The sequence below is a fragment of the Pseudomonas sp. MWU12-2037 genome (assembly GCF_023242345.1).
GTDB classification, from domain to species: Bacteria; Pseudomonadota; Gammaproteobacteria; order Pseudomonadales; family Pseudomonadaceae; genus Aquipseudomonas; species Aquipseudomonas gingeri_D.
Map to the genome: position 1 here is coordinate 104245 of NZ_JALLIZ010000010.1, position 26661 is coordinate 130905.

Genomic DNA, 26661 nt, shown 5'->3' on the forward strand with positions numbered 1-26661 from the left:
CCCTGTTTTAAAAATAGACTAACGCTTTCGACAAAACGTTACGCGAGGACGCACTCATGCACATATTGCTGACCGGCGGTACTGGTTTGATCGGGCGCCAACTGTGCGCGTACTGGTCGACGCAGGGACATCGGCTGACGGTGTGGAGCCGTCGCCCCGAGCAGGTGGCGCGTTTATGCGGTGCCCAGGTGCGTGGTGTGCGGCATCTCGAGGAACTGTCCGGTGAGCCGCTGGATGCGGTGATCAACCTGGCCGGCGCGCCGATTGCCGACCGACTCTGGACCCACAAGCGCAAGGCCCTGCTCTGGAGCAGCCGGATCCAGCTGACCGAAACCCTGCTGGCCTGGCTGGAGGGGCGTGAGCAGCGTCCAGCAGTCCTGATTTCCGGTTCGGCGGTGGGCTGGTACGGCGATGGCGGCGAGCGTGAGCTGACCGAGGATTCGCCGCCGGTGAGCGAGGATTTCGCCAGTCGCCTGTCGATTGCCTGGGAAGAAACCGCGCAGCGCGCCGAGGCCCTGGGGATTCGTGTGGTGCTGGTGCGCACCGGCCTGGTGCTGGCGGCCGAGGGCGGCTTTTTGTCGCGCCTGTTGCTGCCGTTCAAACTGGGGCTGGGCGGGCCGATCGGCAACGGTCGGCAGTGGATGCCGTGGATACATGTGCGTGATCAAATCGCCGCGATTGATTTTCTTCTGCATCGCAGTGATGCCCGTGGTCCCTATAATGCCTGCGCGCCACAGCCGGTGCGCAACAAGATATTCGCCAAGGCGTTGGGCAAGGTCCTGCATCGCCCGGCTCTGGTGCCGTTGCCGGCCTTTGTCCTGCGCCTTGGCCTGGGTGAGCTGGCGTTACTGTTGCTCGGCGGCCAGCGCGTGACGCCGGCCCGGTTGCTGGCGGCCGGATTTGTTTTTCAGTTTAACGATCTGCCCGCGGCCCTCGACGATCTCTCGAGCCGCCTCTGAAATAGGACGTTGCATGACCGATCACGCCTTGCTTCTGGTCAACCTGGGTTCTCCGGCTTCCACTTCGGTGGCGGACGTGCGCAGCTACCTCAATCAATTCCTGATGGATCCCTACGTGATCGACCTGCCCTGGCCGATCCGCCGCTTGCTGGTGTCGCTGATCCTGATCAAGCGCCCGGAGCAGTCGGCCCATGCCTACGCCTCGATCTGGTGGGAGGAGGGTTCGCCGCTGGTGGTGCTCAGTCGTCGTTTGCAGCAGCAGATGACCACCCAGTGGACCCAGGGCCCGGTGGAGCTGGCGATGCGTTACGGCGAGCCGTCGGTCGAGACGGTGCTGACCCGCCTGGCCAAGCAGGGCATCCGCAAGGTGACCTTGGCGCCGCTGTATCCGCAGTTCGCCGACAGCACCGTGACGACGGTGATCGAGGAGGCCCGGCGAGTGGTGCGCGAGCGCAAGCTCGATGTGCAGTTCTCCATCCTGCAACCCTTCTACGATCAGCCGGAATATCTGGAGGCCCTGGTGGCCAGTGTCAGGCCGCATCTGGCCCGGGGTTTCGATCACTTGTTGCTGAGTTTCCACGGTTTGCCGGAGCGGCATCTGACCAAGCTCGATCCCACCGGCAGTCATTGTTTCAAGGACGCCGATTGCTGCAGGAACGCCTCGCCGGCGGTACTTGCCACTTGCTACCGCGCCCAGTGCCTGCGCACGGCGTCGGCGTTTGCCGAGCGCATGGGCTTGGCGGACGGGCAATGGTCGGTATCATTCCAGTCGCGGTTGGGTCGGGCGAAGTGGATCGAGCCCTACACCGAAGCGCGGTTGGATGAGTTGGCCAAGGCCGGGGTGAAGAAGCTGCTGGTGATGTGCCCGGCGTTTGTCGCCGATTGCATCGAGACGCTGGAGGAGATCGGTGATCGCGGGCGCGAGCAGTTTGTCGCGGCGGGGGGAGGGGAGTTGGTGCTGGTGCCGTGTCTGAACGACGAATCGCAATGGGCGGCGGCGTTGAATACCCTGTGCGAGCGGGCGCCGTTGGCTCTTTAAACGCAAATCTCGAAAACGCCGCAGAACCTTGTAGGAGCAGGGCTTGTCGGATCGCCGCACCGCCGCGAAGGGGCCCTTGAAGCCGCCAAAAGCTTCGCGGGCAAGCCCTGCTCCTACAGTTCTGTGTTGAATAGCCGATTTGCATACAACACAGAACTGTAAGAGCGAGGGGGAGCCTTACAACAACGGCTCATCCGCTTTCTTGTTTTTCCAACCGTCATTACCCGGCAACAGCAGGTTCAGCGCAATCGCCACCACGGCGCACAGCGCAATGCCCTTGAGGCCGAAGTCATCCGGCCCGGTACCCGTTCCCACCAGCACGCCACCAATACCGAACACCAGCGTCACCGAAACAATCACCAGGTTGCGCGCCTCGCCCAGATCGATCTTGTGACGGATCAGGGTATTCATCCCCACCGCGGCAATCGAACCGAACAGCAGACACAGAATCCCGCCCATCACCGGCACCGGAATGCTCTGCAACAAGGCGCCGAACTTGCCGATAAACGCCAGGCTGATAGCAAAGATTGCCGCCCAGGTCATGATTTTCGGGTTGTAGTTCTTGGTCAGCATCACCGCGCCGGTCACTTCGGCATAGGTGGTGTTGGGCGGACCGCCAAACAGGCCGGCCGCCGTGGTGGCGATACCGTCACCCAGCAAAGTGCGATGCAGGCCCGGCTTCTTCAGATAATCGCGACCGGTCACGCTGCCCACTGCGATCACCCCGCCGATATGCTCGATGGCCGGCGCCAGCGCCACCGGGACAATAAACAGGATCGCCTGCCAGTTGAATTCCGGTGCCGTGAAGTGCGGCAGGGCGAACCAGGGCGCGGCGGCGATCTTCGCCGTGTCGACCACGCCGAAATAGAACGACATGGCAAACCCCACGAAGACCCCGGAGATGATCGGCACCAGGCGGAAAATGCCTTTGCCGAACACGGCCACGATCAGGGTGGTCAGCAGCGCCGGCATCGAGATCAGCATGGCGGTCTGGTAGTGAATCAGCTCGGAACCGTCACCGGCCTTGCCCATCGCCATGTTCGCGGCAATCGGCGCCATGGCCAGGCCGATGGAGATGATCACCGGACCGATTACCACCGGCGGCAGCAGCCGGTCGATAAAGCCGGTGCCCTTGATCTTCACCGCCAGGCCCAGGAAGGTGTAGACGAAGCCGGCCGCCATCACCCCACCCATGGTCGCCGCCAGGCCGAACTGGCCCTTGGCGAGGATGATCGGGGTGATAAAGGCAAAGCTCGAAGCGAGGAACACCGGCACCTGACGCCCGGTGACCACCTGGAACAAGAGAGTCCCCAGGCCCGCCGTGAACAGCGCGACGTTCGGGTCGAGACCGGTAATCAGCGGCATCAACACCAGGGCGCCAAAGGCCACGAACAGCATTTGCGCGCCCGACAGCACCGTGCGCCAGAGCGGGTCGTTGAACTCATCCTGCATTTCAGCCGTCCTTCTGTTTGGTGCCGAAGATCTTGTCGCCGGCATCGCCCAGGCCCGGAATGATGTAGCCGTGTTCGTTGAGTTTTTCGTCGATGGAAGCGGTGTAGATGGTCACGTCCGGGTGCGCTTTCTCGACCGCGGCAATCCCTTCCGGCGCCGCCACCAGGACCATCGCGCGGATGTCCTTGCAGCCGGCTTTCTTCAGCAGGTCGATGGTCGCGACCATCGAGCCGCCGGTGGCGAGCATCGGGTCGATGATCATCGCCAGGCGTTCGTCGATTTCCGGGACCAGCTTTTCCAGGTAGGTGTGGGCTTCGAGGGTTTCCTCGTTGCGGGCCACGCCGACGGCGCTGACCTTGGCGCCCGGGATCAGGCTGAGCACGCCTTCGAGCATGCCGATACCGGCGCGCAGGATTGGCACCACGGTAATCTTCTTGCCGGCGATCTTCTCGACCTGGACGGTGCCGCACCAGCCTTCGATATCGTAGGTTTCCAGTGGCAGGTCCTTGGTCGCCTCGTAGGTCAGCAACGCTCCGACTTCCTGAGCGAGCTCACGGAAGTTCTTCGTGCTAATGTCAGCGCGGCGCATCAGGCCGAGCTTGTGGCGGATCAGCGGGTGGCGGATCTCACGGATGGGCATGGGAATAGGCTCCGACGGCGGGCAAAAAACGGCTTAGATTAATCTATCCGCAGGTGTTGTCCTATAGATCAGCCGTACGTTAGTCCAGAAACCCTTGATCTGGTCGCGCGGGGTGCGTACCTTTGCCCGCTTTTCTTACATAAGCCCCCTTTTGGAGAGCGCCATGTCCGCTGATCTCGAGCATATCCGTCAAGTCATGCGCGAAGCCGACTGCCTGTACAGCAACGCCGAAGTCGAAGCGGCCATCGCCCGTGTCGGCGCGCAGATCAACGCCGAACTGGCCGAGAGCAACCCGGTGGTGTTCTGCGTGATGAACGGCGGCCTGATCTTCTGCGGCAAGCTGATGACCCACCTGGACTTCCCGCTGGAGGCCTCGTACCTGCACGCGACCCGCTACCGCAACGAAACCAGCGGCGGCGAGCTGTTCTGGAAGGCCAAGCCGGAAGTCTCGTTCATCGACCGCGATGTGCTGATCATCGACGACATCCTCGACGAAGGGCACACCCTGGGCGCGATCATCGATTTCTGCAAACACGCCGGCGCACGTCGGGTGCACACAGCCGTACTGATCGACAAGGACCACGACCGCAAGGCCCGTCCGGACCTCAAGGCGGACTACGTCGGCCTGCCGTGCATCGACCGCTACATCTTCGGCTACGGCATGGACTACAAGGGCTACTGGCGCAACGCCGCCGGCATCTATGCCGTCAAGGGGATGTAAGGGATGGGCAAGCCCAGCTTTCTCGATGCAACCTTGTTCGCCGAACTGGCCGGGAAAGCCGCGGCGAGTCCCCGTGGCCGGGTTCATCACAATTTTCACCAGATGGACGAACCCTGCCATCGCCTGGCGGTCGGGCTACAGCCCAATACCTATATAGCCCCCCATCGGCACCTGAGTGCCGACAAGGCGGAAACCTTGCTGGTGCTCAAGGGCAGCCTGGGTTTGCTGGTATTCGATGAGGCGGGGCAACTGCTGGCCAAGCGCGTGTTGCAGGCGGGCGGTGAATGCCCGGGTGTCGACCTGCCGGCCGGGGTCTTCCATGGCCTGGTGGTGCTGGAAGCCGACAGCGTGATGTTCGAATGCAAGGCCGGCCCTTATCGGCCGGTGGGCGAAGGCGAGCTGGCCGACTGGGCGCCGCGTGAAGGGGATGCCGAGGTGGCCGTGTACCAGGCCTGGATGCGCGCGCAGTTCGATTGAACGAGGACCCATGGACGGGTGTAAGGGTAACTTTGCCCTATCATTAGCTGTCTGACGACAGGCAACGGGTTCCCAGGGCATGCTGGCCATCTTTCTCGGTATCTTGACCATCACCGCGCCGGTTTTCGCCATGTTGTTCCTGGGCGTGTTGCTCAAGCGCGTGGGCTGGATCAACGACAGCTTTATCCACACGGCTTCGGCGCTGGTGTTCAACGTCTGCATGCCGGCGCTGCTGTTTCTCGGCATCCTCCATGCCGACCTGCATGCGGCGTTGCAGCCCAAGGTGCTGGCGTACTTCTCCGTCGCGACCCTGCTGGGTTTTGCCGGTGCCTGGTGCTGGGCGATCTGGCGTTGCCCCGAGATTGATCGCGGGATCTATACCCAGGGTGCCTTTCGCGGCAATAACGGGGTGATCGGCCTGGCCCTGGCGGCGAGCATGTACGGCGCCTACGGGATTTCCCTTGGGGCGATTCTCGCGGCCCTGGTGATCCTGTTCTACAACACCCTGTCGACCATTGTCCTGGCGGTCTACAGCCCGGTGATCAAGTCCGATCCCTGGAGCATCTTCAAGAGTGTGTTGAGCAATCCGCTGATCATCAGCGTGATCGCGGCGGCGCCTTTTGCCTATTTCAAGATCGGCTTGCCCGGCTGGCTGGAAACCTCGGGTAATTACCTGGCGCAGATGACTTTGCCGCTGGCGCTGATCTGTATCGGCGGGACCCTGTCCCTGGCGGCGTTGCGCAAGAGTGGCGACCTGGCGTTGAGTGCGAGCCTGGTGAAAATGGTCGGCATGCCCCTACTGTCGACGCTGGGTGCCTGGCTCTGCGGCTTTCGTGGGGCGGAACTGGGGATTCTGTTCCTGTACTTCGGCAGCCCGACGGCCGCGGCCAGTTTTGTCATGGCCCGGGCGGCCAATGGCAATCACGAGCTGGCGGCGGCAATTATCGTGATCACCACCCTGATGGCGGCGATCACCACCAATATCGGGATTTTTGTGTTGCAGTGGGGCGGCTGGATCTGAGGTTTGGTGCCTGTAAGGGAGGCTGTAACCCTTGAGTCTTGCATCGCTTGAGCTGATGTCTTCGCGGGCAAGCCCAGCTCCTACAGTTCTGAGTCGTACACAAAACCGGTGATCGACACAAAATTGTAGGAGCTGGGCTTGCCCGCGAAGAGGCCCGTGAGCCATGCACTGCCAATACGGACGCCGCCAGTAACAGGTTGTCAGTCTGCCTTCTGGTAGGCGTCGATCACTTCCTGGGCCGCGCGGAACGCGTCGATAGCCGCCGGCACCCCGGCATACACCGCGCAATGCAGCAGCGCCTCACGAATCTCTTCCACCGTGCAACCATTGTTCAAGGCGCCGCGTACGTGGCCCTTGAGTTCCTGCGGGCACTTGAGCGCGGTCAGCGCGGCGAGGGTGATCAGGCTGCGGGTCTTCAGCGACAACCCTTCGCGATTCCAGACACTGCCCCAGGCATGTTCGTTGACGAAGTCCTGCAACGGCTGGCTGAATTCGGTGGCATTGCCCAGGGCGCGGTCGACGAACGCATCGCCCATGACCTGACGACGCATCTCGACACCGGGTTTCTTCTGATCGGTCATTGCAGCAGCTCCTATGAGTGTTGGCGACGCCAGGCCCTGAACGTACTGAAGAGCAGGAACGCACAGAGCAACGGCAGGATGAAAAACAGCATCAGGCGTTCCAGCTTGTCCGCCATCGGCATGCCGGTGGTGAACCACACCACGTGCAGGCCGTAGGCCAGGTACAAACCGAGAAACAGCAGGCCCTCGGCGCGGGTGATGCGGTAGCCGGAGTAGAACACCGGCCAGCACAGCATGGCCACCCCGAGCATCACCGGCAGGTCGAAGGCCAGGGCGTTGGGCGACACCGACAGCGGCGTGGGGGCGAGCAGCGCGGTGAGGCCGAGCACCCCCAACAGGTTGAACAGGTTGCCGCCGATCACGTTGCCCACGGCGATATCCCGTTGCCCGCGAACGGCGGCGATCAGCGAGATGGCCAGTTGCGGCAGGGAGGTGCCGACCGCCACCACGGTCAAGCCGATGATGCGTTCGGACAGACCCAGTTCGGTGGCCACGTCGACGGCGGCGTCCAGCAGCAGGTGCCCGGCCACTACCAGCAGCGCCAGGCCCAGGCCCATCCATGCCAGGCTGCTCAACCAGGGTGTGGATTTATGCGGGGTGGTCGGCGGTGCGGCGTGGTGATGGCGGGACTGGCGCAGCAGCAGGCCGAGGTACAGTGCGAAGGCGCCCAGCATCACCAGGCCGTCGAGACGCCCCAGCTCCTCGTTGAATGCGAGGCCGAACACCAGCAGGCTGGCGAGGATCATCAGTGGGATGTCCAGGCGGATCAGTTGGCGTGAGACCCGCAGTGGGATGATCAACGCAGAGAAGCCCAGGGTGACCAGGGTATTGAAGATATTGCCGCCGATCACGCTGCCCACCGCGATATCGGCATTCTCTGCCGCGGCCGCCTGTACGCTGACCGCCAGTTGCGGCGCGCTGCTGCCGAAGGCGACGACGGTCAGGCCGATCAGCAACGGGCGCACGCCCAGGCTTGCGGCCAGGCGCACGGCTGCGCGCACCAGCAGTTCAGCGCCGAGGATCAGCAACAGCAGGCCACCGCCCAGTTGAATCAGGCTTAGCCAGGGAAGGGTGGTCAATCCGAAAATGGCGGGGCTCCAGCGGTCAGTCGTCGAGGCTTTGGATGCGTACGCGGGCAGTGCCGTCTTGTAGCATACCCAATTGGGCGGCCGCTTCGCGCGAAAGATCGATCAGGCGTCCACGGGTATGGGGGCCGCGATCGTTGATGCGCACTATGACCGATTTGTCGTTGGCCAGGTTGGTGACTTTCACCCGGGTGCCGAAGGGCAGTTGGCGGTGGGCGGCGGTCAGGCCGTGCTGGTTGAAGGGTTCGCCGCTGGCGGTGCGTTTGCCCTGGTGTTGGGCGCCGTAATACGAAGCCATGCCGGTTTCGTCATAGCCGCGGGGATTGATGTCGTGGCTGGCGCAGCCGGCCAGCAGGCTGAGGAGGGCAAGGGCGGCGAGCAGACGCTTCATCGGATGTCCTCTACACAGGTGTGTTTGCCTGAGGGCCTTTTGGTGATCTTGAAGGCCTCTTCGCTGGCAAGCCAGGCTCCTACAGTTCATCGTCGAACACAAATTTTGTGTACGGCGAGATTTTGTAGGAGCAGGCTTGCCCGCGAAGCTTTTAGCGCTCTTGAGAGCCTAGCCGCTGTCAGCCTTCGAGCTTGCTTTTCAGCAGTTCGTTGACTTGCTGCGGGTTGGCCTTGCCCTTGGAGGCTTTCATCGCCTGGCCGACAAAGAAGCCGAACATCTTGCCGCGCTTGGCTTCATCCGCCGCCCGATACTGTTCGACTTGCTCGGCGTTGGCCGCCAGCACTTCGTCCAGCACCTTCTCGATGGCGCCGCTGTCCGTGACCTGCTTCAGTCCACGGGCCTCGATCACCTCGTCCGCGCTGCCTTCACCATTGGCCATGGCTTCGAAGACCATCTTGGCGATCTTGCCGGAGATGGTGTTGTCGCTGATCCGCAGCAGCATGCCGCCCAACTGCTCGGCCGTGACCGGCGCCTGGTCGATGTCCACGCCCAGCTTGTTCAGCAGGCTGCCCAGCTCGACCATGACCCAGTTGGCCGCCAGCTTGGCGTCGCCACCGATGCTCACGACTTTTTCGAAGTAGTCCGCCTGCTCGCGGCTGGAAGCCAGCACGCTGGCGTCGTAGACCGACAGGCCGAACTGGGCCTGGAAGCGCTCGCGCTTCTGCGGTGGCAGCTCCGGCAACTGTGCGCGGACTTCATCGAGGAACGTGTCCTCGATCACCACCGGCAACAGGTCCGGATCGGGGAAGTAACGGTAGTCGTTGGCTTCCTCCTTGCTGCGCATGGCGCGGGTCTCGTCCTTGTTCGGGTCGTACAGGCGGGTCTGCTGGATCACCCGGCCGCCGTCCTCGATCAGTTCGATCTGGCGCTGCACTTCGGTGTTGATCGCCTTCTCGATAAAGCGGAACGAGTTGACGTTCTTGATCTCGCAGCGGGTGCCGAACTCGACCTGGCCTTTTGGCCGGACCGAAACGTTGCAGTCACAACGCAGCGAGCCTTCGGCCATGTTGCCGTCACAAATGCCCAGGTAGCGCACCAGTGCATGGATCGCCTTGACGTAAGCCACGGCTTCCTTGGCGTTGCGCATATCCGGTTCGGAAACGATTTCCAGCAGCGGCGTGCCGGCACGGTTCAGGTCGATGCCGGTGGCACCGCTGAAATCCTCGTGCAGGCTCTTGCCGGCATCTTCTTCCAGATGCGCACGGGTAATCCCGACGCGCTTGACCGTGCCGTCTTCCAGGGTGATATCCAGGTGGCCCTTGCCGACAATCGGCAGTTCCATCTGGCTGATCTGGTAGCCCTTGGGCAGGTCCGGATAGAAGTAGTTCTTGCGCGCGAATACGTTGTGCTGGCCGATCTCGGCATCGATCGCCAGACCGAATTTCACCGCCATGCGCACCGCTTCCTGGTTCAGCACCGGCAGGACGCCGGGCATGCCCAGGTCAACCAGGCTCGCCTGGGTGTTCGGCTCGGAACCGAAGGTGGTGGCACTACCGGAGAAAATCTTCGATTGGGTGGCGAGCTGGGTATGAATCTCCAGCCCGATCACGACTTCCCATTGCATGTGTTTCTCCTCAGAAGCCTTCAGGTGTGCGGGTGTGCCAGTCAGTGTTGAGCTGATACTGGTGCGCAACGTTGAGCAGACGGCCTTCCTGGAAATACGGCGCCAGCAGTTGCACGCCCACCGGCAGGCCGTCGACGAAACCGGCCGGCATGGACAGGCCCGGCAGGCCCGCGAGGTTGGCGGTGATGGTATAGACGTCTTCCAGGTACGCGGCGACCGGGTCGCTGTTCTTCGCGCCGATCTTCCACGCCGGGTTCGGCGTGGTCGGGCCGAGGATGACGTCGACCTCGTTGAAGGCGGCCATGAAGTCGTTCTTGATCAGGCGACGGATCTTCTGCGCCTGCAGGTAGTAGGCGTCGTAGTAGCCGGCCGACAGCGCATAGGCGCCGACCAGGATGCGGCGCTGGACTTCCGCGCCGAAGCCTTCGCCACGGGAGCGCTTGTACAGGTCGGTGAGGTCTACCGGGTTTTCGCAGCGATAGCCGAAACGCACGCCATCGAAGCGCGACAGGTTCGACGAGGCTTCCGCCGGGGCGATCACGTAGTACGCGGGAATCGCGTGCTGCATGTTCGGCAGGCTGATTTCCTTGACGATTGCGCCCAGTTTCTCAAGCTCCTTGATGCTCGCCTGGATCAGTTCGGCGATGCGCGGGTCGAGGCCGGCGCTGAAGTATTCCTTTGGCACGCCGATACGCAGGCCCTGGATCGAGGTGCCCAGGCTGGCGGAGTAATCCGGGACCGGCTCATCGATGCTGGTGGAGTCCTGCGGGTCGAAGCCGGCCATGCCTTGCAGCAGCAGGGCGCAGTCTTCGGCGGTGCGCGCCAACGGGCCGCCCTGGTCGAGGCTTGAGGCGTAGGCGATCATGCCCCAGCGCGAGACACGACCGTAGGTCGGTTTCAGCCCGGTGAGGTTGGTCAGCGCCGCCGGCTGGCGGATCGAGCCGCCGGTGTCGGTGCCGGTGGCCGCCGGCAGCAGGCGCGCGGCAACCGCGGCCGCCGAACCGCCGGACGAACCGCCCGGTACATGCTCCAGGTTCCACGGGTTTTTCGCCGGGCCGTAGTAGCTCGATTCGTTGCCCGAGCCCATGGCGAATTCGTCCATGTTGGTCTTGCCCAGGGTCACGGTGCCGGCGGCGGCCAGCTTGGCGACCACGGTGGCGTCGTAGGGCGCCTTGAAGTTGTCGAGCATCTTCGAGCCGCAGCTGGTGCGGATGCCCTGGGTGCAGAACAGGTCCTTGTGGGCGATCGGCGCACCGAGCAGGGCACCGTTCTCGCCGGCGGCACGGCGCACGTCGGCGGCCTTGGCCTGGCTCAGGGCCAGGTCCTCGGTGAGGCTGATGAAGCTGTTGAGCTGCGGGTCGAGCTGGGCGATACGCGCCAGCAGGGTCCGGGTCAGCTCTTCGGAGGAGAATTTCTTGTCGGCGAGGCCACGGGCGATCTCGGCCAGGGTCATCTGATGCATTGCAGGCTCTTTCCCTTTAGTCGATGACTTTCGGAACCAGGTACAGGCCGTTTTCGACCGCTGGCGCGATGGACTGATAAGCCTCGCGGTGATTTCGCTCGGTCACGACGTCGGCGCGCAGGCGCTGATTCGCTTCCAGAGGGTGGGCAAGGGGTTCGATGCCGCTGGTATCGACGGCCTGCATCAGGTCGACCAGACCCAGAATGCTGTTCAGGGCCTCGGTGGTGCGTGGAAGATCGGCTTCGACCAGGCCCAGGCGGGCCAGGTGAGCGATTTTTTCCACGTCGGAGCGTTCAAGCGCCATGGGGATCTCCAGTGGAAAACCGGACGAAAGGGGTCCGTTCGGTTAGGCAATACACAATAAAGAGTGTCAATAAGTGCGGGCGCGACTTACGATTGTCGGAACACTACCGCATTTCTACGGTCACATGGCCGCGATTGTATGGGATGGTGCTCGGAAAAACGCCTAATTTAACATATTGGCGCCTTGCCCAAAATCCCCGTCGTTGTTAGAGTTTGCCGCACTTTTTTACCCACGCGTTGCCCAGGGTCCCTTTCCAATGTTCAAGAAACTGCGTGGCATGTTTTCCAGCGATCTCTCCATCGACCTGGGCACAGCCAACACCCTTATCTACGTGCGCGAGCGCGGTATCGTCCTGAATGAGCCATCGGTTGTTGCGATTCGCACCCATGGCAACCAGAAGAGCGTCGTCGCCGTCGGCACCGAGGCCAAGCGCATGCTCGGCCGTACGCCGGGCAATATCGCGGCCATTCGTCCGATGAAAGACGGCGTGATCGCCGACTTCAGCGTCTGCGAGAAGATGCTGCAGTACTTCATCAACAAGGTGCATGAAAACAGCTTCCTGCAGCCCAGCCCTCGGGTGCTGATCTGCGTACCGTGCAAATCGACCCAGGTCGAGCGCCGTGCCATCCGTGAATCGGCCCTTGGTGCCGGTGCCCGTGAAGTGTTCCTGATCGAAGAGCCGATGGCTGCTGCTATCGGTGCCGGTCTGCCGGTGGAAGAAGCCCGCGGTTCGATGGTCGTGGATATCGGTGGTGGTACCACTGAAATCGCGCTGATCTCCCTGAACGGCGTGGTCTATGCCGAATCCGTACGGGTTGGCGGCGACCGCTTCGACGAAGCGATCATCACCTACGTGCGCCGCAACTACGGCAGCCTGATCGGTGAATCCACCGCCGAGCGCATCAAGCAGGAAATCGGCACCGCCTACCCGGGCGGCGAAGTGCGTGAAGTCGACGTACGCGGCCGTAACCTGGCCGAAGGCGTGCCACGTGCCTTCACCCTGAACTCCAACGAAGTCCTGGAAGCCTTGCAGGAATCCCTGGCGACCATCGTCCAGGCGGTGAAAAGTGCCCTGGAGCAGTCGCCTCCGGAGCTGGCTTCGGACATCGCCGAGCGTGGCCTGGTGCTGACCGGTGGTGGCGCATTGCTGCGTGATCTCGACAAGCTGCTGGCCCAGGAAACCGGTCTGCCGGTGATCGTCGCCGAAGACCCGCTGACCTGCGTGGCCCGTGGCGGCGGTCGTGCCCTGGAAATGATGGATAAGCACACCATGGATCTGCTTTCCAGCGAGTAAGTTCGCCGGGAAGCTCTATGCTGTTCCGCTCGCAGGCAGCACTTTGCATAGGCAGTGCTGCCTGTTGCGTTTATCTTCTGTCAACTTCATCCAGGCCGGTGTGATGCCGTATGAATAAAATGACTCATTGCCTGGGAGGAGCGGCTCATTAAACCGCTTTTTGCCAAAGGCCCCTCATTGGGCGTGCGCTTGCTGGTGCTGGTCGTGCTATCGGTCGCGCTGATGGTGGTCGATGCCCGTTTCACGCTGCTCAAGCCGGTGCGTAGCCAGATGTCGCTGGTGTTGATGCAGTCGTACTGGATCACCGACCTGCCGCAACGCTTGTGGCAAGGCGTGGCCAGTCAGTTCGGCAGTCGTACCGAGCTGGTCGCCGAAAACGAAAAACTCCAGACCGAAAACCTGCTGTTGCAAGGGCGCCTGCAAAAACTCGCGGCCTTGACCGAGCAGAACGTACGCCTGCGCGAATTGCTCAACTCCTCGGCACTGGTCAACGAGAAGGTCGAAGTGGCCGAGTTGATCGGCATGGACCCGAACCCGTTTACCCATCGCATCATCATCAACAAGGGTGAGCGTGATGGCGTGGTCCTCGGCCAACCGGTGCTCGATGCCCGTGGCCTGATGGGCCAGGTGGTCGAGTTGATGCCCTACACCTCGCGCGTGCTGCTGCTCACCGATACCACCCACAGCATTCCGGTGCAGGTCAACCGCAACGGCCTGCGGGCGATTGCCAGCGGAACTGGCAACCCCGAGCGCCTGGAACTGCGCCATGTCGCCGACACCGCCGATATCAAGGAAGGCGACCTGCTGGTCAGTTCCGGCCTGGGCCAGCGCTTCCCGGCGGGTTACCCGGTGGCGACGGTCAAGGAAGTGATTCACGACTCGGGCCAGCCTTTCGCTATTGTCCGCGCCGTGCCGACCGCCGCGTTGAACCGCAGCCGTTACCTGTTGCTGGTGTTCAGCGACGGCCGTACCCCGGAAGAGCGTGCCAACGAAGCGGCGCAGGCCCAGGAAGCTGATCGCCAGGGCGGTGACGGCGCGCCCGTGGTACCGGCCACCGTGCCCAAGCCCGGGACCGCACCGGCCAAGCCGAACGCACCCGTCGCACCTGCCGCTGCACCGGCAGCCACGGCGAAGCCGGCGGCCCATGCCGTCAAGCCAACCCCTGCCAAACCTGCTGCCAGCAAACCGCCGGCGGCGACACGGGCTGCGCCCCGGACGGAGGAATAATGGCTGGTACCTTTTCCCGCAATGGCTGGATCGTCTGGCTGACCTTCGCCATCGGCCTGCTGCTCAGCGTCTCGCCGCTGCCGCAGTTCATGGAGATCCTGCGTCCGCTGTGGCTGGCGCTGTTGCTGGCGTTCTGGGCGTTGTACCTGCCGCACAAGATCGGCATGGTCACCGCGTTCCTGCTGGGCCTGGCCGAAGATGTGCTCTACGGCACCCTGCTGGGGCAGAACGCGTTGATCCTGACCCTCATCACTTTCCTCGTGCTGTCGCTGCAACAACGCCTGCGGATGTTCCCGATGTGGCAACAGAGCCTGGTGATCCTGGTGATCTTCGGCCTGGCGCAGCTGGTGCAACTCTGGCTCAGCGCCTTGACCGGCAACCGCCAACCGACCCTGGCGCTGGTGCTGCCGGCCCTGGTCAGTGCCTTGCTCTGGCCCTGGGTCAGCTTCGGCCTGCGTGGGCTGCGCCGCCGCTACAAAATCAACTGACGGGATCTCGCCTGCTATGGGTGGGCGAGTTGCTTATTCTACTGATATAGCTCCTCTAAGCTGACATAGCTCCTACAAAGAGCCCCGACACGGAGATGTCTCCATGACCTCGCTCTACCTGGCTTCCGGCTCACCGCGTCGGCGTGAACTGCTGACACAGATCGGCGTGCCGTTCAGCGTCATCAGTGCCGAGATCGACGAAACCCCACTGCCCGACGAAAGCCCGCTGGCCTATGTCGAGCGCCTGGCGCGGGGCAAGGCCGCGGCCGGCCGTGCACGGCTGGGCGCCAGTCAGGCGGCGGCCGGGACCTGTGTGCTGGGGGCCGACACCGCCGTGGTGCTGGACGGTCGGATTCTCGGCAAACCCGTGGATGAAGCCGATGCCCTGGCCATGCTGCTGGCCCTGTCCGACCGCGAACACGAAGTGCTGACCGCCATTGCCGTGCTCGACGGTGAGCGCTGCGAGTCGCGGGTGGTGCGCAGCCTGGTGAAATTTCGTGCAATACACCCGGAAGAAGCTCATCTCTACTGGTCCGGCGGGGAACCCCGGGACAAGGCGGGCGCCTATGCTATTCAAGGCCTGGCGGCGGTTTTCGTGGTGGGCTTGAATGGCAGTTATTCCGCCGTCGTCGGCCTGCCCCTGTGCGAAACCGCAGAACTGCTTGGCCATTTCGGCATACCCTGTTGGCAAAACCTTGTCGTGCGCTGATTGCCGCACGCCCGCGATACGGCAACTTTATTGTGAATACGCCTGAACGAGACCCAGCCATGAGTGAAGAGATCCTGATCAACATCACGCCGATGGAATCGCGCGTGGCGGTGGTAGAGAACGGCGTGTTGCAAGAGGTTCATGTCGAGCGTACGCAGAAACGCGGGATCGTCGGCAATATCTACAAGGGCAAGGTGGTGCGGGTGTTGCCGGGCATGCAGGCGGCATTCGTCGATATCGGCCTGGACCGCGCGGCGTTTATCCACGCCTCGGAAATCTCCATGCGCGAAGGGCCGGCGGTGGAGAGCATCAGCGCCCTGGTGCACGAAGGGCAGAGCCTGGTGGTGCAAGTCACCAAGGACCCCATCGGCACCAAGGGGGCGCGCCTGACCACGCAACTGTCGATTCCCTCGCGTTACCTGGTGTACATGCCACGTACGGCCCACGTCGGCATTTCCCTGAAGATCGAGGACGAAGCCGAGCGCGAGCGCCTCAAGCAGGTGGTCAGCGACTGCGTGGCCCGCGAAGGCATCACCGAAGCCGGCGGCTTTATCCTGCGCACGGCGGCCGAGGGCGCCGGGGCCGACGAGATCATGATGGACATCCGCTACCTGCGGCGCCTCTGGGACCAGATCGGCGCGCAGATCAAGACCATCGGCGCCCCCAGCGTGATCTACGAAGACCTCGGCCTGGCCCTGCGCACCCTGCGCGACCTGGTCAGCCCGAAGATCGAGAAAATTCGCATCGACTCGCGGGAAACCTTCCAGAAGACCACGCAGTTCGTCGCCGAACTGATGCCGGAAATCGCCGACCGCCTGGAGCATTACCCCGGCGAGCGGCCGATCTTCGACCTGTATGGTGTCGAGGATGAGATCCAGAAGGCCCTGGAACGCAAGGTCCCGCTCAAGTCCGGCGGCTACCTGGTGGTCGACCCGGCCGAAGCCATGAGCACCATCGACGTCAATACCGGGGCCTTTGTCGGCCATCGCAACCTCGAAGAAACCATCTTCAAGACCAACCTCGAAGCGGCCACCGCGATTGCCCGGCAACTGCGTCTGCGCAACCTCGGCGGGATCATCATCATCGACTTCATCGACATGGAAGACGAGGAGCACCAGCGCCAGGTCCTGCGGACCCTGGAAAAGCAGCTGGAGCGCGATCACGCCAAGACCAATATCATCGGCATCACCGAGCTGGGCCTGGTGCAGATGACCCGCAAGCGCACCCGCGAAAGCCTCGAACAGGTGCTCTGTGAGCCCTGCAGCAGCTGCCAGGGGCGCGGCAAGCTGAAGACCCCGGAAACGGTTTGCTACGAGATTTTCCGTGAAATTTTGCGTGAAGCCCGCGCCTACCAGGCTGAAGGTTATAGAGTGTTGGCCAACCAGAAGGTGGTCGATCGCTTGCTGGACGAGGAGTCCGGCAATGTCGCGGAGCTGGAAGGCTTTATCGGCCGCACCATTCGTTTCCAGGTCGAGACCATGTATTCCCAGGAACAATATGACGTGGTGCTGCTCTGATTTCCCGTACTGAGAACCTGCAAGCCCGGCCCGGCGTCGACCTGTTCATTGAACCATGCCTCAAGGGGGCACTGACATGGAGCGTCTGACACGCTTTGTTGCCGGCTTGACCCGTTGGACCATGGGCCTCTGTGCGTTGTTGCTGGTGTTGGTGGCGTTGTATGCCAGCCTGGGCCGGCAACTGGTGCCGCTGGTGGCCGAGTATCGCGCCGAGATCGAAAGCAAGGCCCAGGCCGCCGTAGGTTTGCCGCTGTCCATCGGCAGCCTGGAAGGGCGCTGGCATGGCCTGGCCCCGGTGCTGTTGGCCCATGACGTTAAAGTCGGCGAGGGCGCTTCGGCGCTGTTGCTGGACAAGGTCCAGGTGGTGCCCGATCTCTGGGCCAGCCTGCGCGCCCGCGAAGTGCGGATCGCCCATCTGGAACTGGGCGGCCTGCAACTGAGCCTGAAAGAAGACCAGGACGGCCACTGGGCCCTCCAGGGCTTGCCGGTACAGGACGATCAGCCGCTGGACCCCGCGCAGTTGCTGACCCGCATGCAGATGGTCAAGCAGTTGTCGGTGCTCGACAGCCAGGTGACCTTGCAGCCGTTCGGCGAGTCGCCGCTGACCCTGACTTATGTCGGTCTCAACCTGGAAAGCGGTATTTCCCGCCAGCGCCTCGACCTGCGTTTGAATTTGCCTGACGGCCAGCCCCTGGCCCTGAACCTGAAGACCCGCCTGCGTGCCAGCGACTGGCGCAACGGCACCGCTCAAGCCTACCTGAGCCTGCCGCAAAGCGACTGGGCGCGCTGGCTGCCGGCGCGCCTGACCGGGCAAATGAAAATCACCGAACTCAAGGCCGGTGGCGAATTCTGGTTGAACTGGGGCAATGGCACGGTGCAGAACGCCGTGGTCCGCCTCAATGCCCCGCAATTCCAGGGCGCCTATGCCCAGCGCAAGGCGATCAGCATCGACAACCTGGCCCTCAACGCCTATGTCCAGCACACCGGGCAGGGTTTTGACGTGCAGCTCAATTCCCTGGCCATGAACCTGGGGAAGACGCGCTGGGAAAGCCATCTGCAATTGCAGCAACTCGCGGCCACCGACAAGGATCCGGAACGTTGGCACCTGCAGGCCGACCGCCTCGACCTGACACCGATCACCCCCTTGCTCGACGCCCTCGCACCCTTGCCTGAAGGCCTGGCCACGGCCATCGATCACCTGAAAGTCATCGGTACCCTGCGCAACGTGCTGCTGGATTACCGGCCCCAGGAAACCGGCGACCAGAAGCTGAGTTTCGCCGCGAACCTGGAACGGGTCGGTTTCGACGCCTACCACGGCGCCCCGGCGGCGCGTAACGTCAGCGGCAGCATCAGCGGCGACCTCGGCCAGGGCGAACTGCGCATGGACAGCAAGGATTTCTCCCTGCACCTGTACCCGATCTTCAACAACCCCTGGCAGTACCTGCAAGCCAATGCCCGCCTGACCTGGCGCCTGGACCAGGAAGGTTTCACCCTGATCGCGCCCTACATCAAGGTGCTCGGGGAAGAAGGCAAGATCGCCGCCGACTTCCTGATTCGCCTGCACTTCGCCCAGGGCACCGAAGACTATATGGACCTGCGGGTCGGCCTGGTGGATGGCGAGGGTCGTTTCACGCCCAAGTACCTGCCGGCGGTGTTGAGCCCGGCGCTGGACGAATGGCTGCGCAGCTCGATCCTGCATGGCGCGGTGGAGCAGGGCTTCTTCCAGTACCAGGGTTCGCTGAACCACGATGCCTCGGCGGCGGCGCGCAATATCAGCCTGTTTTTCAAGGTCCATGATGCCGAACTGGCGTTCCAGCCGGGCTGGCCCCATGTCAGCAAGGTCAAGGGCGATGTCTTTATCGAGGACAGCGGTGTGCGGATCAAGGCCAGCGAAGGCCAGTTGCTCAACACCCAGGTCAGCGACATCATGGTCAATATTCCCCATGTGCCCAGCGGCCAGCACAGCCGCATGTTCCTCGACGGCAACTTTGCCGGCGGCCTGGGCGACGGCCTGAAGATTCTCCAGGAGGCGCCGATCGGCACCGCCGCGACCTTTGCCGGCTGGCAGGCCACGGGTGATCTGTCGGGCAAGGTGAGCCTCGATGTGCCGCTGGTCAAGGCCGAGGAACCGAAGATCCTGGTGGACTTCAAGACCGACAAGGCCACGCTCAAGCTGCCTGATCCGGTCCTCGAACTGAGCCAGCTCAAGGGCGACTTCCGCTTCGACAGCGCCAAGGGCCTCAGCGCCGGCAACATCAGTGCCCAGGCATTCGAGCGACCGATCACCGCGCAGATTTTCGCCGATGGCAAGCCGGGCAGCCTCAATACCCGGGTGGTGGCCAAGGGGCAGGTGGCGATCAAGAAACTCACCGATTGGCTGAATGTCAGCCAGCCGTTGCCGATTTCCGGCGACCTGCCTTACCAGTTGCAACTGACCCTGGACGGTCCCGACAGCCAGTTGATGATCAACTCCAACCTCAAGGGCGTTGCCGTCGACCTGCCGGCGCCGTTCGGCATGCCCGCCGGCCTGGGCCGCGACAGCGTGTTCCGCATGACCCTGCAAGGCGCCGAGCGGCGTTACTGGTTCGATTACGGCACCCTGGCCAATTTCACCTTTGCCGCGCCGAGCGGCAAGTTCGGCGATGGCCGTGGTGAGTTGTTCCTTGGCGAAGGCGATGCACAACTGCCGGCGACCCAGGGCTTGCGGATCCGTGGGGTGTTGTCGGAGCTGGACCTGGCGCCGTGGAAAGCCGTTGCTGACCGTTATGCCGGCCAGGATCCGGGCGGCAGTGCCAAGCAATTGCTCAGCAGCGCGGATTTCAAGGTCGGCACGCTCAGCGCTTTCGGTAGCCAGTTCGACCAGGTGAGTTTGCTGATGGCTCGCAGTGCCAATGCCTGGGGCCTGCAGATCGACAGTCGGCAGGCCAAGGGCAGCGTGACCTTGCCGGATGCCAAGGGTGTGCCGATTGGCGTCAAGCTGGCCTATGTGCGTTTGCCGGCACCGGACCCGAGCGTGGTCGCCGATGAGAATGCCCCGGACCCGTTGGCGTCGGTCGACCCCCGGCAGATTCCAGCGGTGGACGTGAGCATCGAGCAACTGTTCCAGGGCAACGACCTGCTCGGTGCCTGGTCGCTCAAGGCGCGCCCGACCCCCAAGGGGATCAAGCTCAATGACCTCGATCTCGGCCTCAAGGGCCTGCAACTGCGGGGCTCCGGTGGCTGGGAAGGCCTACCCGGCGCCAGCGGCAGCTGGTTCAACGGGCGCCTGGAAGGCAAGAACCTGGCGGACGTGCTCAAGGCCTGGAGCTTTGCCCCGACCGTCACCAGTGAGGATTTCCAGCTCGACGTTGACGGTCGCTGGCCCGGTTCGCCGGCCTGGGTCGGTCTCAAGCGCTTCTCGGGCAGTCTTGATGCGACCCTGAACAAGGGGCAGTTCGTCGAGGCTGACGGCGGTGCCCAGGCGCTACGGGTGTTCGGCCTGCTGAACTTCAACTCCATCGGCCGCCGCCTGCGCCTGGACTTTTCCGACTTGCTGGGCAAAGGCCTGAGCTACGATCGGGTCAAGGGCCTGCTGGTGGCCAGCGATGGCGTCTATGTGACGCGCAAGCCGATCACCCTGACCGGGCCTTCGAGCAACCTGGAACTCAACGGCACCCTCGATATGGTCGCCGACCGGGTCGATGCCAAGCTGCTGGTGACCTTGCCGGTGACCAACAACCTGCCGATTGCCGCGTTGATCGTCGGTGCGCCGGCCATCGGCGGCGCACTGTTCCTGATCGACAAGCTGATCGGCGACCGCGTGGCGCGCTTCGCCAGCGTCAAATACAGCGTCACCGGCCCCTGGAAAGAACCGAAGATCACCTTCGACAAGCCGTTTGACAAGTCGAAGTAAGGCCCGGCGCGACCCTGTTGCGCCGACATTTTTCGTACTGGGCGTGCAGCTGCATGGAGTAGCATGACGCTATGTCTTTGAAGGAGTGCGCCATGACCTTTTCCGTCATCCAGATGGTCAGCCAGAGCGATGTGCTGGCCAACCTGGCCCAGGCCCGCGCGTTGCTGGAGCGGGCGGCCGATGGAGGGGCGCGGCTGGCCGTACTGCCGGAAAACTTCGCCGCCATGGGCCGTCGCGACGTCGCCGAAATCGGCCGCGCCGAGGCCATGGGTGAAGGACCTGTCCTGCCCTGGTTGAAACAGGCCGCCCGCGACCTCAAGTTATGGATAGTGGCGGGCACCTTGCCGTTACCGCCCGTTGACCAACCGCATGCCAAGGCCAATGCCTGCTCGCTGTTGATCGATGAGCAGGGCGAGACGGTGGTACGTTACGACAAGCTGCATTTGTTCGATGTGGACGTGGCGGACACGCGCGGACGTTATCGCGAATCCGATGACTATGCTTATGGCAGCCAGGTGGTGGTGGCCGATACCCCGGTAGGTCGGCTGGGCCTGAGCGTGTGTTACGACCTGCGCTTTCCCGAGCTCTACAGTGAATTGCGCAAGGCCGGTGCCGAATTGATCACCGCGCCCTCGGCCTTTACCGCCGTGACCGGTGCCGCGCACTGGGAGGTGCTGATTCGCGCCCGGGCCATCGAGACCCAGTGCTACCTGCTGGCGGCGGCTCAGGGTGGGGTGCATCCGGGGCCGCGGGAAACCTTCGGGCATGCGGCGATTGTCGACCCATGGGGGCGCATAGTCGCCGAACAGGATCAAGGCGAAGCGGTGTTGCTGGCCGAACGCGACAGTAACGAACAAGCGTCCATCCGGGCGCGGATGCCGGTGGCGAGCCATCGGCGCTTTTTCTCGCAGGGCGCGCAGCGACCTGCATCGGAATGACGAAATAAGGCGCAAAACCATGAGCGAGTTGTTGTCCTCAGTCAGCGAACACCTGTTGGCGCCGGGTGGCGTGACCATCGAAAGTCTGCAAGCGGTTCTGGGCGACCTGGCCGGGCCGGGCATCGACGCCGCCGACCTGTATTTCCAGGGGCAGATCTCCGAGTCCTGGGCCCTGGAAGACGGCATCGTCAAGGAAGGCAGTTTCAACCTTGACCAGGGTGTCGGCGTACGCGCCCAGTCCGGTGAAAAAACCGGTTTTGCCTACAGCAACGCCATTACTCTCGAAGCCCTGGGCTCGGCGGCGCGTGCCGCCCGTTCGATTTCCCGGGCCGGGCAGCATGGCAAGGTCCAGGTGTTCAGCAGCCAGGAAGTGACGCAGTTGTATGCGCCGGATAACCCGCTGGATGTGATGAGCCGTGCCGAGAAGGTCGAGTTGCTCAAGCGTGTCGATGTCGCCACTCGCGCCCTTGATCCGCGTATCCAGCAGGTTTCGGTGAGCATGGCCGGGGTCTGGGAGCGGATTCTCGTGGCCTCCACCGACGGCGGCCTGGCGGCGGATGTGCGGCCGCTGGTGCGCTTCAATGTCAGTGTGATCGTCGAGCAGAACGGCCGGCGTGAACGCGGCGGCCATGGCGGTGGCGGGCGTACCGACTATCGTTATTTCCTCACGGAAGACCGGGCCATGGGTTATGCCCGCGAGGCCCTGCGCCAGGCGCTGGTCAACCTTGAAGCGATTCCCGCGCCGGCCGGCACTTTGCCGGTGGTGCTCGGCTCCGGCTGGTCCGGGGTGCTGCTGCACGAAGCGGTCGGCCACGGCCTGGAAGGCGACTTCAACCGCAAGGGCAGCTCGGCCTATAGCGGGCGGATGGGCGAGATGGTTGCCTCGAAACTCTGCACCATCGTCGATGACGGCACCCTGGCCGGTCGTCGCGGTTCCCTGAGCGTCGACGACGAAGGCACACCGACCGAGTGCACCACGCTGATCGAAAACGGCGTGCTCAAAGGTTATATGCAGGACAAGCTCAATGCCCGGCTGATGGGTGTGGCGCGCACCGGCAACGGTCGTCGCGAATCCTATGCGCATCTGCCGATGCCGCGCATGACCAACACCTACATGCTCGGTGGCGAAAGCGATCCGGCGGAAATCATCGCCTCGGTGAAACGCGGGATCTACTGCGCCAACCTCGGCGGCGGCCAGGTCGATATCACCAGCGGCAAGTTCGTGTTCTCCACCAGCGAGGCCTACCTGATCGAAGACGGCAAGATCACCGCCCCGGTCAAGGGCGCGACCCTGATCGGCAACGGCCCGGAAGCCATGAGTCGGGTGTCGATGGTCGGCAACGACCTGGCGCTGGACAGCGGCGTGGGCACGTGCGGCAAGGATGGGCAGTCGGTACCGGTGGGGGTCGGTCAGCCAACCTTGAAAATCGATGCGATCACCGTGGGTGGCACGGGGTCGTAGGAAGAGGTGGAGCGTCGGGTGAGCGCCAAGGCGACTCACCCGGGGCGAAGATCAACGCAGACCGCGTTGAGCGTCGTCCAGCTCACGGATGTACTTGAAGATTTTACGGCTGGAGGCCGGCGCCTTGTTCTGCGCAAGCTCGTGTTGAGCCTGGCGGATCAGGGAACGCAGTTGCTGGCGATCAGCGTCCGGGTAGTCGGCGACGAACTTTTCCAGCACATCGTCGGCGCCTGCGATCAAGCGATCACGCCAGCGTTCGAGATTGTGGAAACGTTCGTTGTATTGCCGGGTGGAGGCGTCGAGTTGATCGAGCAGAACCAGAATGGCGTCAGTATCCTGATCGCGCATCAGCCTGCCGATGAACTGGATATGCCGTTTACGCGCGATATTCGCGGTGTGCTTCGGCGCTTCGGCCAGGGCACGGCGCAAGCCGTCGGTCAGTGGCAGTTTTGCCACCAAGTCGGGCTTGAGTGTTGTCAGGCGCTCGCCGAGATCAACCAGAGCATGCAGCTCGCGTTTGACCTGGGTTTTGCTTTTCTCCCCATCGAGGGAGTCGTCGTAAGAATCAACCATGGTGGCAGTCCGCAAAGAAACGCCGCCATGATAACCAGTCGGGGGCCGCTTGTCCGGCCCGGTCGCTCGAAGACCTTGACCGAAAGCTGCATTTAATTACAGAAAGCTGAGTGGAGAAAGCCATGAGTTCAGCCAAAAGCGTCGGCCCGCAGGCGTTGCCGGTCCTGCAGGAGCAGGTCGAGCAGATTCTCGCCGAAGCCAAACGCCAGGGCGCCAGTGCCTGTGAAGTGGCGGTATCCCTGGAGCAGGGGCTGTCGACTTCGGTGCGCCAGCGGGAAGTGGAAACCGTCGAGTTCAACCGCGACCAGGGTTTCGGCATCACCTTGTACGTGGGACAGCGCAAAGGCTCGGCCAGCACCTCGGCCAGTGGTCCTGAAGCGATTCGCGAAACCGTGGCGGCGGCCCTGGCCATTGCCAAGCACACCTCGGAAGACGAGCACTCGGGCCTGGCTGATGCGGCCCTGATGGCCAAGGAGCTCAAGGACTTCGATCTGTTCCATGCCTGGGACATCACCCCTGAGCAGGCCATCGAACGCGCGCTGATCTGCGAGGCGGCGGCGTTTGATGCCGACAGCAGGATCAAGAATGCCGACGGCACTACCCTGAGTACCTCTCAGGGTTGCCGCGTATATGGCAATAGCCACGGGTTTATCGGCGGTTCGGCTTCGACCCGGCATAGCCTCAGCTGTGTGATGATCGCCGAAGGCGACGGCCAGATGCAGCGCGATTACTGGTATGACGTCAATCGCCAGGGCGAACTGCTCGCGGATGCCTCGAGCATTGGCCGCAAGGCCGCGCAACGGGCGGCCAGCCGCCTGGGCGCGCGTCCGGTGCCGACCTGCGAAGTGCCGGTGCTGTTCTCGGCGGAGTTGGCCGGTGGTCTGTTCGGCAATTTCCTCTCGGCGATCTCCGGCGGTAACCTGTACCGCAAGTCCTCTTTCCTCGAAGGGGCGATGGGCCAGCGCCTGTTCCCTGAGTGGCTGACCCTCGACGAGCGTCCGCACCTGATGCAGGCCATGGGCAGTTCGGCGTTTGACGGTGATGGTCTGGCGACCTATGCCAAGCCGTTCGTCGAAAATGGCACCCTGGTCTCCTATGTGCTGGGTACCTACTCGGGGCGCAAGCTGGGCCTGCCAAGCACGGCCAACGCCGGTGGCGTGCACAACCTGTTCGTCACCCATGGGGTCGAGGACCAGGAGGCGCTGATCCGGCGCATGGGCCGCGGCCTGCTGGTGACCGAGTTGATGGGCCATGGCCTGAACATGGTTACCGGGGATTATTCGCGCGGGGCGGCGGGTTTCTGGGTCGAGAATGGCGAGATCCAGTTCCCGGTCCAGGAAGTGACCATTGCCGGCAATATGCGCGACATGTTCAAGCAGATCGTGGCCGTTGGCAGCGATCTTGAGCTGCGCAGCCATATCCGCACCGGTTCGGTATTGATCGAGCGGATGATGGTCGCCGGTAGCTGATTCGGCGTATCGGTTGTAAAAAAGGGTGTCATCCAATGGATGACACCCTTTTTTTGGCCTCACGGGGACCTTTGGTTGTACTGGACCCGTGGCGAGCGGGCTTGCCCTGATGCCGTTCAGTTAAGGCCAAACACGGTCCCTGTGGGAGCCGGCTTGCCGGCGATGGCGTCCGAATGGACGCCGCAGGACTTACTCGCCTTCGTCGAAATAATTGTTGATCAGCTTGACCAGCGCCGCCATGGCCGCCTCTTCCTGTTCGCCTTCGGTCTTCAGGTGGATCGTGGTGCCCTTGCCAGCGGCCAGCATCATCATGGCCATGATGCTCTTGCCGTCGACCATGCTTTCCGGTGAACGCCCGGCGCGGATCTGGCAGGGGAACTGGCCGGCCACGCCGACGAACTTCGCTGAAGCGCGGGCATGCAGGCCCAGTTTGTTGATGATTTCAATTTCCAGAGCGGGCATCGCGGTGGTGGTCCTTTCAGCTAAGGTCGCGGTGGCGGACCTGGACGTTCTTCAGGGATTGTTGCAGGGCCTTGCCCAAGCGTTCGGTGAGGTAGACGGAGCGGTGATGCCCGCCCGTGCAGCCGATGGCAATAGTGACATAGGCCCGGTTGCTGGCGGCGAAACGCGGCAACCATTTAAGCAAATAACTGGAAATATCCTGGTACATCTCCTCGACGTCGGCTTGTGCGGCCAGGTATTCGACCACCGGTTGGTCGAGCCCGGACTGTTCGCGCAGCTCCGGTTTCCAGTAGGGGTTGGGCAGGCAGCGTACGTCGAACACCAGGTCGGCATCCACCGGCATCCCGCGCTTGAAACCGAATGACTCGACCAGGAAAGCGGTACCCGGTTCCGGCTGGTTCAGCAGGCGCAGCTTGATGGTGTCGCGCAGTTGATAGAGGTTCAGGTTGGTGGTGTTGACCTTGAGGTCGGCGAGGTCCGAGATCGGCCCCAGCAGGTTGCTTTCGTCGCGGATGGCCTCGGCCAGTGAGCGATTGGCATTGCTCAGCGGGTGGCGTCGACGGGTTTCGGAAAAACGCTTGAGCAGGGTTTCCTCGTCGGCGTCCAGGTACAGCACATCGCACTGGATATGCCGGCTGCGCACTTCATCGAGCAGTTCCGGGAAGCGCGACAGGTGGCTGGGCAGGTTGCGCGCGTCAATGGAAACGGCGACCAGCGGTTGCGCCAGCTCGGTATGGATCAGCGCGCGTTCGGCCAGCTCCGGCAGCAGGCCGGCGGGCAGGTTGTCGATGCAGTAGTAACCGTTGTCCTCGAGGACATCGAGGGCGGTACTTTTACCCGAGCCGGAGCGGCCGCTGACGATGATCAAGCGCAT

The 26661-nt window shown here is 63.1% G+C and carries 25 protein-coding genes; 14 read left to right on the plus strand and 11 right to left on the minus strand.

Annotation, left to right across the window (positions count from 1 at the left end; all coding sequences use genetic code 11):
• The first annotated feature begins 56 nt into the window (after positions 1–56).
• Positions 57–959, plus strand: a complete 903-nt coding sequence (locus M5B42_RS19455) for a TIGR01777 family oxidoreductase (protein ID WP_152740068.1) — start codon at positions 57–59, stop codon at positions 957–959.
• A 13-nt stretch (positions 960–972) separates the two neighbouring features.
• Positions 973–1998, plus strand: coding sequence for a ferrochelatase (gene hemH / locus M5B42_RS19460; RefSeq protein ID WP_248746763.1), 1026 nt, complete (start codon positions 973–975; stop codon positions 1996–1998).
• A gap of 177 nt (positions 1999–2175) precedes the next feature.
• On the opposite strand, the gene M5B42_RS19465 is transcribed toward hemH, so the two are convergent.
• Both M5B42_RS19465 and upp read right to left on the minus strand, forming a co-directional pair.
• Positions 2176–3450, minus strand: coding sequence for a uracil-xanthine permease family protein (locus M5B42_RS19465; protein ID WP_103496445.1), 1275 nt, complete (start codon positions 3448–3450; stop codon positions 2176–2178).
• 1 nt (position 3451) lies between these two features.
• A complete protein-coding gene (gene upp, locus M5B42_RS19470) occupies positions 3452–4090 on the minus strand; it encodes a uracil phosphoribosyltransferase (RefSeq protein WP_103496444.1) in 639 nt (212 codons plus the stop codon).
• Between the two features lie 163 nt (positions 4091–4253).
• On the opposite strand from upp, the gene M5B42_RS19475 reads away from it, so the two are divergent.
• The 3 genes from M5B42_RS19475 to M5B42_RS19485 all read left to right on the plus strand — a co-directional run bounded on the left by M5B42_RS19475 (position 4254) and on the right by M5B42_RS19485 (position 6309).
• The gene (locus tag M5B42_RS19475; RefSeq protein ID WP_103496443.1) at positions 4254–4811 is read left to right on the plus strand and encodes a hypoxanthine-guanine phosphoribosyltransferase; all 558 of its coding nucleotides are present in this window, start codon (positions 4254–4256) and stop codon (positions 4809–4811) included.
• A gap of 3 nt (positions 4812–4814) precedes the next feature.
• Positions 4815–5288: a WbuC family cupin fold metalloprotein gene (locus tag M5B42_RS19480; RefSeq protein WP_248746764.1), complete on the plus strand. Its 474-nt coding sequence runs from the start codon at positions 4815–4817 to the stop codon at positions 5286–5288.
• A gap of 79 nt (positions 5289–5367) precedes the next feature.
• Complete coding sequence (locus tag M5B42_RS19485) at positions 5368–6309, plus strand: AEC family transporter (RefSeq protein ID WP_103496441.1); 942 nt, start codon at positions 5368–5370, stop codon at positions 6307–6309.
• 200 nt (positions 6310–6509) lie between these two features.
• Here M5B42_RS19485 and M5B42_RS19490 read toward each other — a convergent pair whose 3' ends face one another.
• The 6 genes from M5B42_RS19490 to gatC form a co-directional block, all read right to left on the minus strand.
• Positions 6510–6890 (minus strand): carboxymuconolactone decarboxylase family protein, encoded by a 381-nt coding sequence (locus M5B42_RS19490; RefSeq protein ID WP_100942267.1) that lies wholly within the window; start codon positions 6888–6890, stop codon positions 6510–6512.
• A gap of 11 nt (positions 6891–6901) precedes the next feature.
• Positions 6902–7945 (minus strand): calcium/sodium antiporter, encoded by a 1044-nt coding sequence (locus M5B42_RS19495; RefSeq protein WP_248746815.1) that lies wholly within the window; start codon positions 7943–7945, stop codon positions 6902–6904.
• 49 nt (positions 7946–7994) lie between these two features.
• Positions 7995–8366 carry a septal ring lytic transglycosylase RlpA family protein gene (locus M5B42_RS19500; protein ID WP_248746765.1) on the minus strand — a complete coding sequence of 124 codons (372 nt, stop codon included), beginning with the start codon at positions 8364–8366 and terminating at the stop codon, positions 7995–7997.
• 178 nt (positions 8367–8544) lie between these two features.
• Entirely contained in the window at positions 8545–9990 is a 1446-nt protein-coding gene (gene gatB, locus M5B42_RS19505) for an Asp-tRNA(Asn)/Glu-tRNA(Gln) amidotransferase subunit GatB (protein WP_103496439.1), read from the minus strand.
• A gap of 10 nt (positions 9991–10000) precedes the next feature.
• On the minus strand, positions 10001–11452 hold the full coding sequence (gene gatA, locus M5B42_RS19510) for an Asp-tRNA(Asn)/Glu-tRNA(Gln) amidotransferase subunit GatA (RefSeq protein WP_248746766.1): 1452 nt from the start codon (positions 11450–11452) through the stop codon (positions 10001–10003).
• Between the two features lie 16 nt (positions 11453–11468).
• The gene (gene gatC, locus M5B42_RS19515) at positions 11469–11756 is read right to left on the minus strand and encodes an Asp-tRNA(Asn)/Glu-tRNA(Gln) amidotransferase subunit GatC (protein ID WP_152740064.1); all 288 of its coding nucleotides are present in this window, start codon (positions 11754–11756) and stop codon (positions 11469–11471) included.
• A 256-nt stretch (positions 11757–12012) separates the two neighbouring features.
• Between gatC and mreB the strand changes: the two genes are divergently transcribed.
• The 8 genes from mreB (at position 12013) to tldD (ending at position 23283) form a co-directional block, all read left to right on the plus strand.
• Complete coding sequence (mreB, locus tag M5B42_RS19520; protein WP_002555108.1) at positions 12013–13050, plus strand: rod shape-determining protein MreB; 1038 nt, start codon at positions 12013–12015, stop codon at positions 13048–13050.
• Positions 13051–13197: 147 nt separating this feature from the next.
• Positions 13198–14277, plus strand: coding sequence for a rod shape-determining protein MreC (gene mreC / locus M5B42_RS19525; RefSeq protein WP_177101226.1), 1080 nt, complete (start codon positions 13198–13200; stop codon positions 14275–14277).
• Positions 14277–14765 (plus strand): rod shape-determining protein MreD, encoded by a 489-nt coding sequence (gene mreD / locus M5B42_RS19530; RefSeq protein ID WP_100942261.1) that lies wholly within the window; start codon positions 14277–14279, stop codon positions 14763–14765. The genes mreC and mreD overlap by 1 nt, the downstream gene beginning before the upstream one ends.
• 103 nt (positions 14766–14868) lie before the next feature.
• A complete protein-coding gene (locus M5B42_RS19535) occupies positions 14869–15474 on the plus strand; it encodes a nucleoside triphosphate pyrophosphatase (RefSeq protein WP_152740062.1) in 606 nt (201 codons plus the stop codon).
• Between the two features lie 59 nt (positions 15475–15533).
• Entirely contained in the window at positions 15534–16991 is a 1458-nt protein-coding gene (rng, locus tag M5B42_RS19540) for a ribonuclease G (protein ID WP_103496434.1), read from the plus strand.
• A 76-nt stretch (positions 16992–17067) separates the two neighbouring features.
• On the plus strand, positions 17068–20883 hold the full coding sequence (locus M5B42_RS19545) for a YhdP family protein (protein WP_248746767.1): 3816 nt from the start codon (positions 17068–17070) through the stop codon (positions 20881–20883).
• Between the two features lie 92 nt (positions 20884–20975).
• Positions 20976–21821 carry a carbon-nitrogen hydrolase family protein gene (locus M5B42_RS19550; protein WP_248746768.1) on the plus strand — a complete coding sequence of 282 codons (846 nt, stop codon included), beginning with the start codon at positions 20976–20978 and terminating at the stop codon, positions 21819–21821.
• Positions 21822–21840: 19 nt separating this feature from the next.
• On the plus strand, positions 21841–23283 hold the full coding sequence (tldD, locus tag M5B42_RS19555) for a metalloprotease TldD (protein WP_100942256.1): 1443 nt from the start codon (positions 21841–21843) through the stop codon (positions 23281–23283).
• Between the two features lie 51 nt (positions 23284–23334).
• On the opposite strand, the gene yjgA is transcribed toward tldD, so the two are convergent.
• The gene (yjgA, locus tag M5B42_RS19560) at positions 23335–23856 is read right to left on the minus strand and encodes a ribosome biogenesis factor YjgA (protein WP_103496431.1); all 522 of its coding nucleotides are present in this window, start codon (positions 23854–23856) and stop codon (positions 23335–23337) included.
• Between the two features lie 122 nt (positions 23857–23978).
• On the opposite strand from yjgA, the gene pmbA reads away from it, so the two are divergent.
• Positions 23979–25325 carry a metalloprotease PmbA gene (gene pmbA, locus M5B42_RS19565; protein ID WP_248746769.1) on the plus strand — a complete coding sequence of 449 codons (1347 nt, stop codon included), beginning with the start codon at positions 23979–23981 and terminating at the stop codon, positions 25323–25325.
• A gap of 189 nt (positions 25326–25514) precedes the next feature.
• Here the strand turns inward: pmbA and M5B42_RS19570 are convergent, their stop codons facing one another.
• Positions 25515–25787, minus strand: coding sequence for an HPr family phosphocarrier protein (locus tag M5B42_RS19570; protein ID WP_248746770.1), 273 nt, complete (start codon positions 25785–25787; stop codon positions 25515–25517).
• Positions 25788–25803: 16 nt separating this feature from the next.
• Complete coding sequence (gene rapZ, locus M5B42_RS19575; protein WP_152740058.1) at positions 25804–26661, minus strand: RNase adapter RapZ; 858 nt, start codon at positions 26659–26661, stop codon at positions 25804–25806.

Coding starts and splice junctions, on each gene's coding strand:
- M5B42_RS19535 (WP_152740062.1), top strand. CDS start 14,869: ATGACCTCGCTCTACCTGGCTTCCGGCTCACCGCGTCGGCGTGAACTG.
- gatC (WP_152740064.1), bottom strand. CDS start 11,756: ATGGCGCTTGAACGCTCCGACGTGGAAAAAATCGCTCACCTGGCCCGC.
- M5B42_RS19475 (WP_103496443.1), top strand. CDS start 4,254: ATGTCCGCTGATCTCGAGCATATCCGTCAAGTCATGCGCGAAGCCGAC.
- rng (WP_103496434.1), top strand. CDS start 15,534: ATGAGTGAAGAGATCCTGATCAACATCACGCCGATGGAATCGCGCGTG.
- M5B42_RS19455 (WP_152740068.1), top strand. CDS start 57: ATGCACATATTGCTGACCGGCGGTACTGGTTTGATCGGGCGCCAACTG.
- M5B42_RS19550 (WP_248746768.1), top strand. CDS start 20,976: ATGACCTTTTCCGTCATCCAGATGGTCAGCCAGAGCGATGTGCTGGCC.
- gatA (WP_248746766.1), bottom strand. CDS start 11,452: ATGCATCAGATGACCCTGGCCGAGATCGCCCGTGGCCTCGCCGACAAG.
- yjgA (WP_103496431.1), bottom strand. CDS start 23,856: ATGGTTGATTCTTACGACGACTCCCTCGATGGGGAGAAAAGCAAAACC.
- upp (WP_103496444.1), bottom strand. CDS start 4,090: ATGCCCATCCGTGAGATCCGCCACCCGCTGATCCGCCACAAGCTCGGC.
- M5B42_RS19490 (WP_100942267.1), bottom strand. CDS start 6,890: ATGACCGATCAGAAGAAACCCGGTGTCGAGATGCGTCGTCAGGTCATG.
- tldD (WP_100942256.1), top strand. CDS start 21,841: ATGAGCGAGTTGTTGTCCTCAGTCAGCGAACACCTGTTGGCGCCGGGT.
- M5B42_RS19570 (WP_248746770.1), bottom strand. CDS start 25,787: ATGCCCGCTCTGGAAATTGAAATCATCAACAAACTGGGCCTGCATGCC.
- mreD (WP_100942261.1), top strand. CDS start 14,277: ATGGCTGGTACCTTTTCCCGCAATGGCTGGATCGTCTGGCTGACCTTC.
- M5B42_RS19480 (WP_248746764.1), top strand. CDS start 4,815: ATGGGCAAGCCCAGCTTTCTCGATGCAACCTTGTTCGCCGAACTGGCC.
- mreB (WP_002555108.1), top strand. CDS start 12,013: ATGTTCAAGAAACTGCGTGGCATGTTTTCCAGCGATCTCTCCATCGAC.
- M5B42_RS19485 (WP_103496441.1), top strand. CDS start 5,368: ATGCTGGCCATCTTTCTCGGTATCTTGACCATCACCGCGCCGGTTTTC.
- M5B42_RS19500 (WP_248746765.1), bottom strand. CDS start 8,366: ATGAAGCGTCTGCTCGCCGCCCTTGCCCTCCTCAGCCTGCTGGCCGGC.
- hemH (WP_248746763.1), top strand. CDS start 973: ATGACCGATCACGCCTTGCTTCTGGTCAACCTGGGTTCTCCGGCTTCC.
- M5B42_RS19545 (WP_248746767.1), top strand. CDS start 17,068: ATGGAGCGTCTGACACGCTTTGTTGCCGGCTTGACCCGTTGGACCATG.
- M5B42_RS19465 (WP_103496445.1), bottom strand. CDS start 3,450: ATGCAGGATGAGTTCAACGACCCGCTCTGGCGCACGGTGCTGTCGGGC.
- rapZ (WP_152740058.1), bottom strand. CDS start 26,661: ATGCGCTTGATCATCGTCAGCGGCCGCTCCGGCTCGGGTAAAAGTACC.
- gatB (WP_103496439.1), bottom strand. CDS start 9,990: ATGCAATGGGAAGTCGTGATCGGGCTGGAGATTCATACCCAGCTCGCC.
- pmbA (WP_248746769.1), top strand. CDS start 23,979: ATGAGTTCAGCCAAAAGCGTCGGCCCGCAGGCGTTGCCGGTCCTGCAG.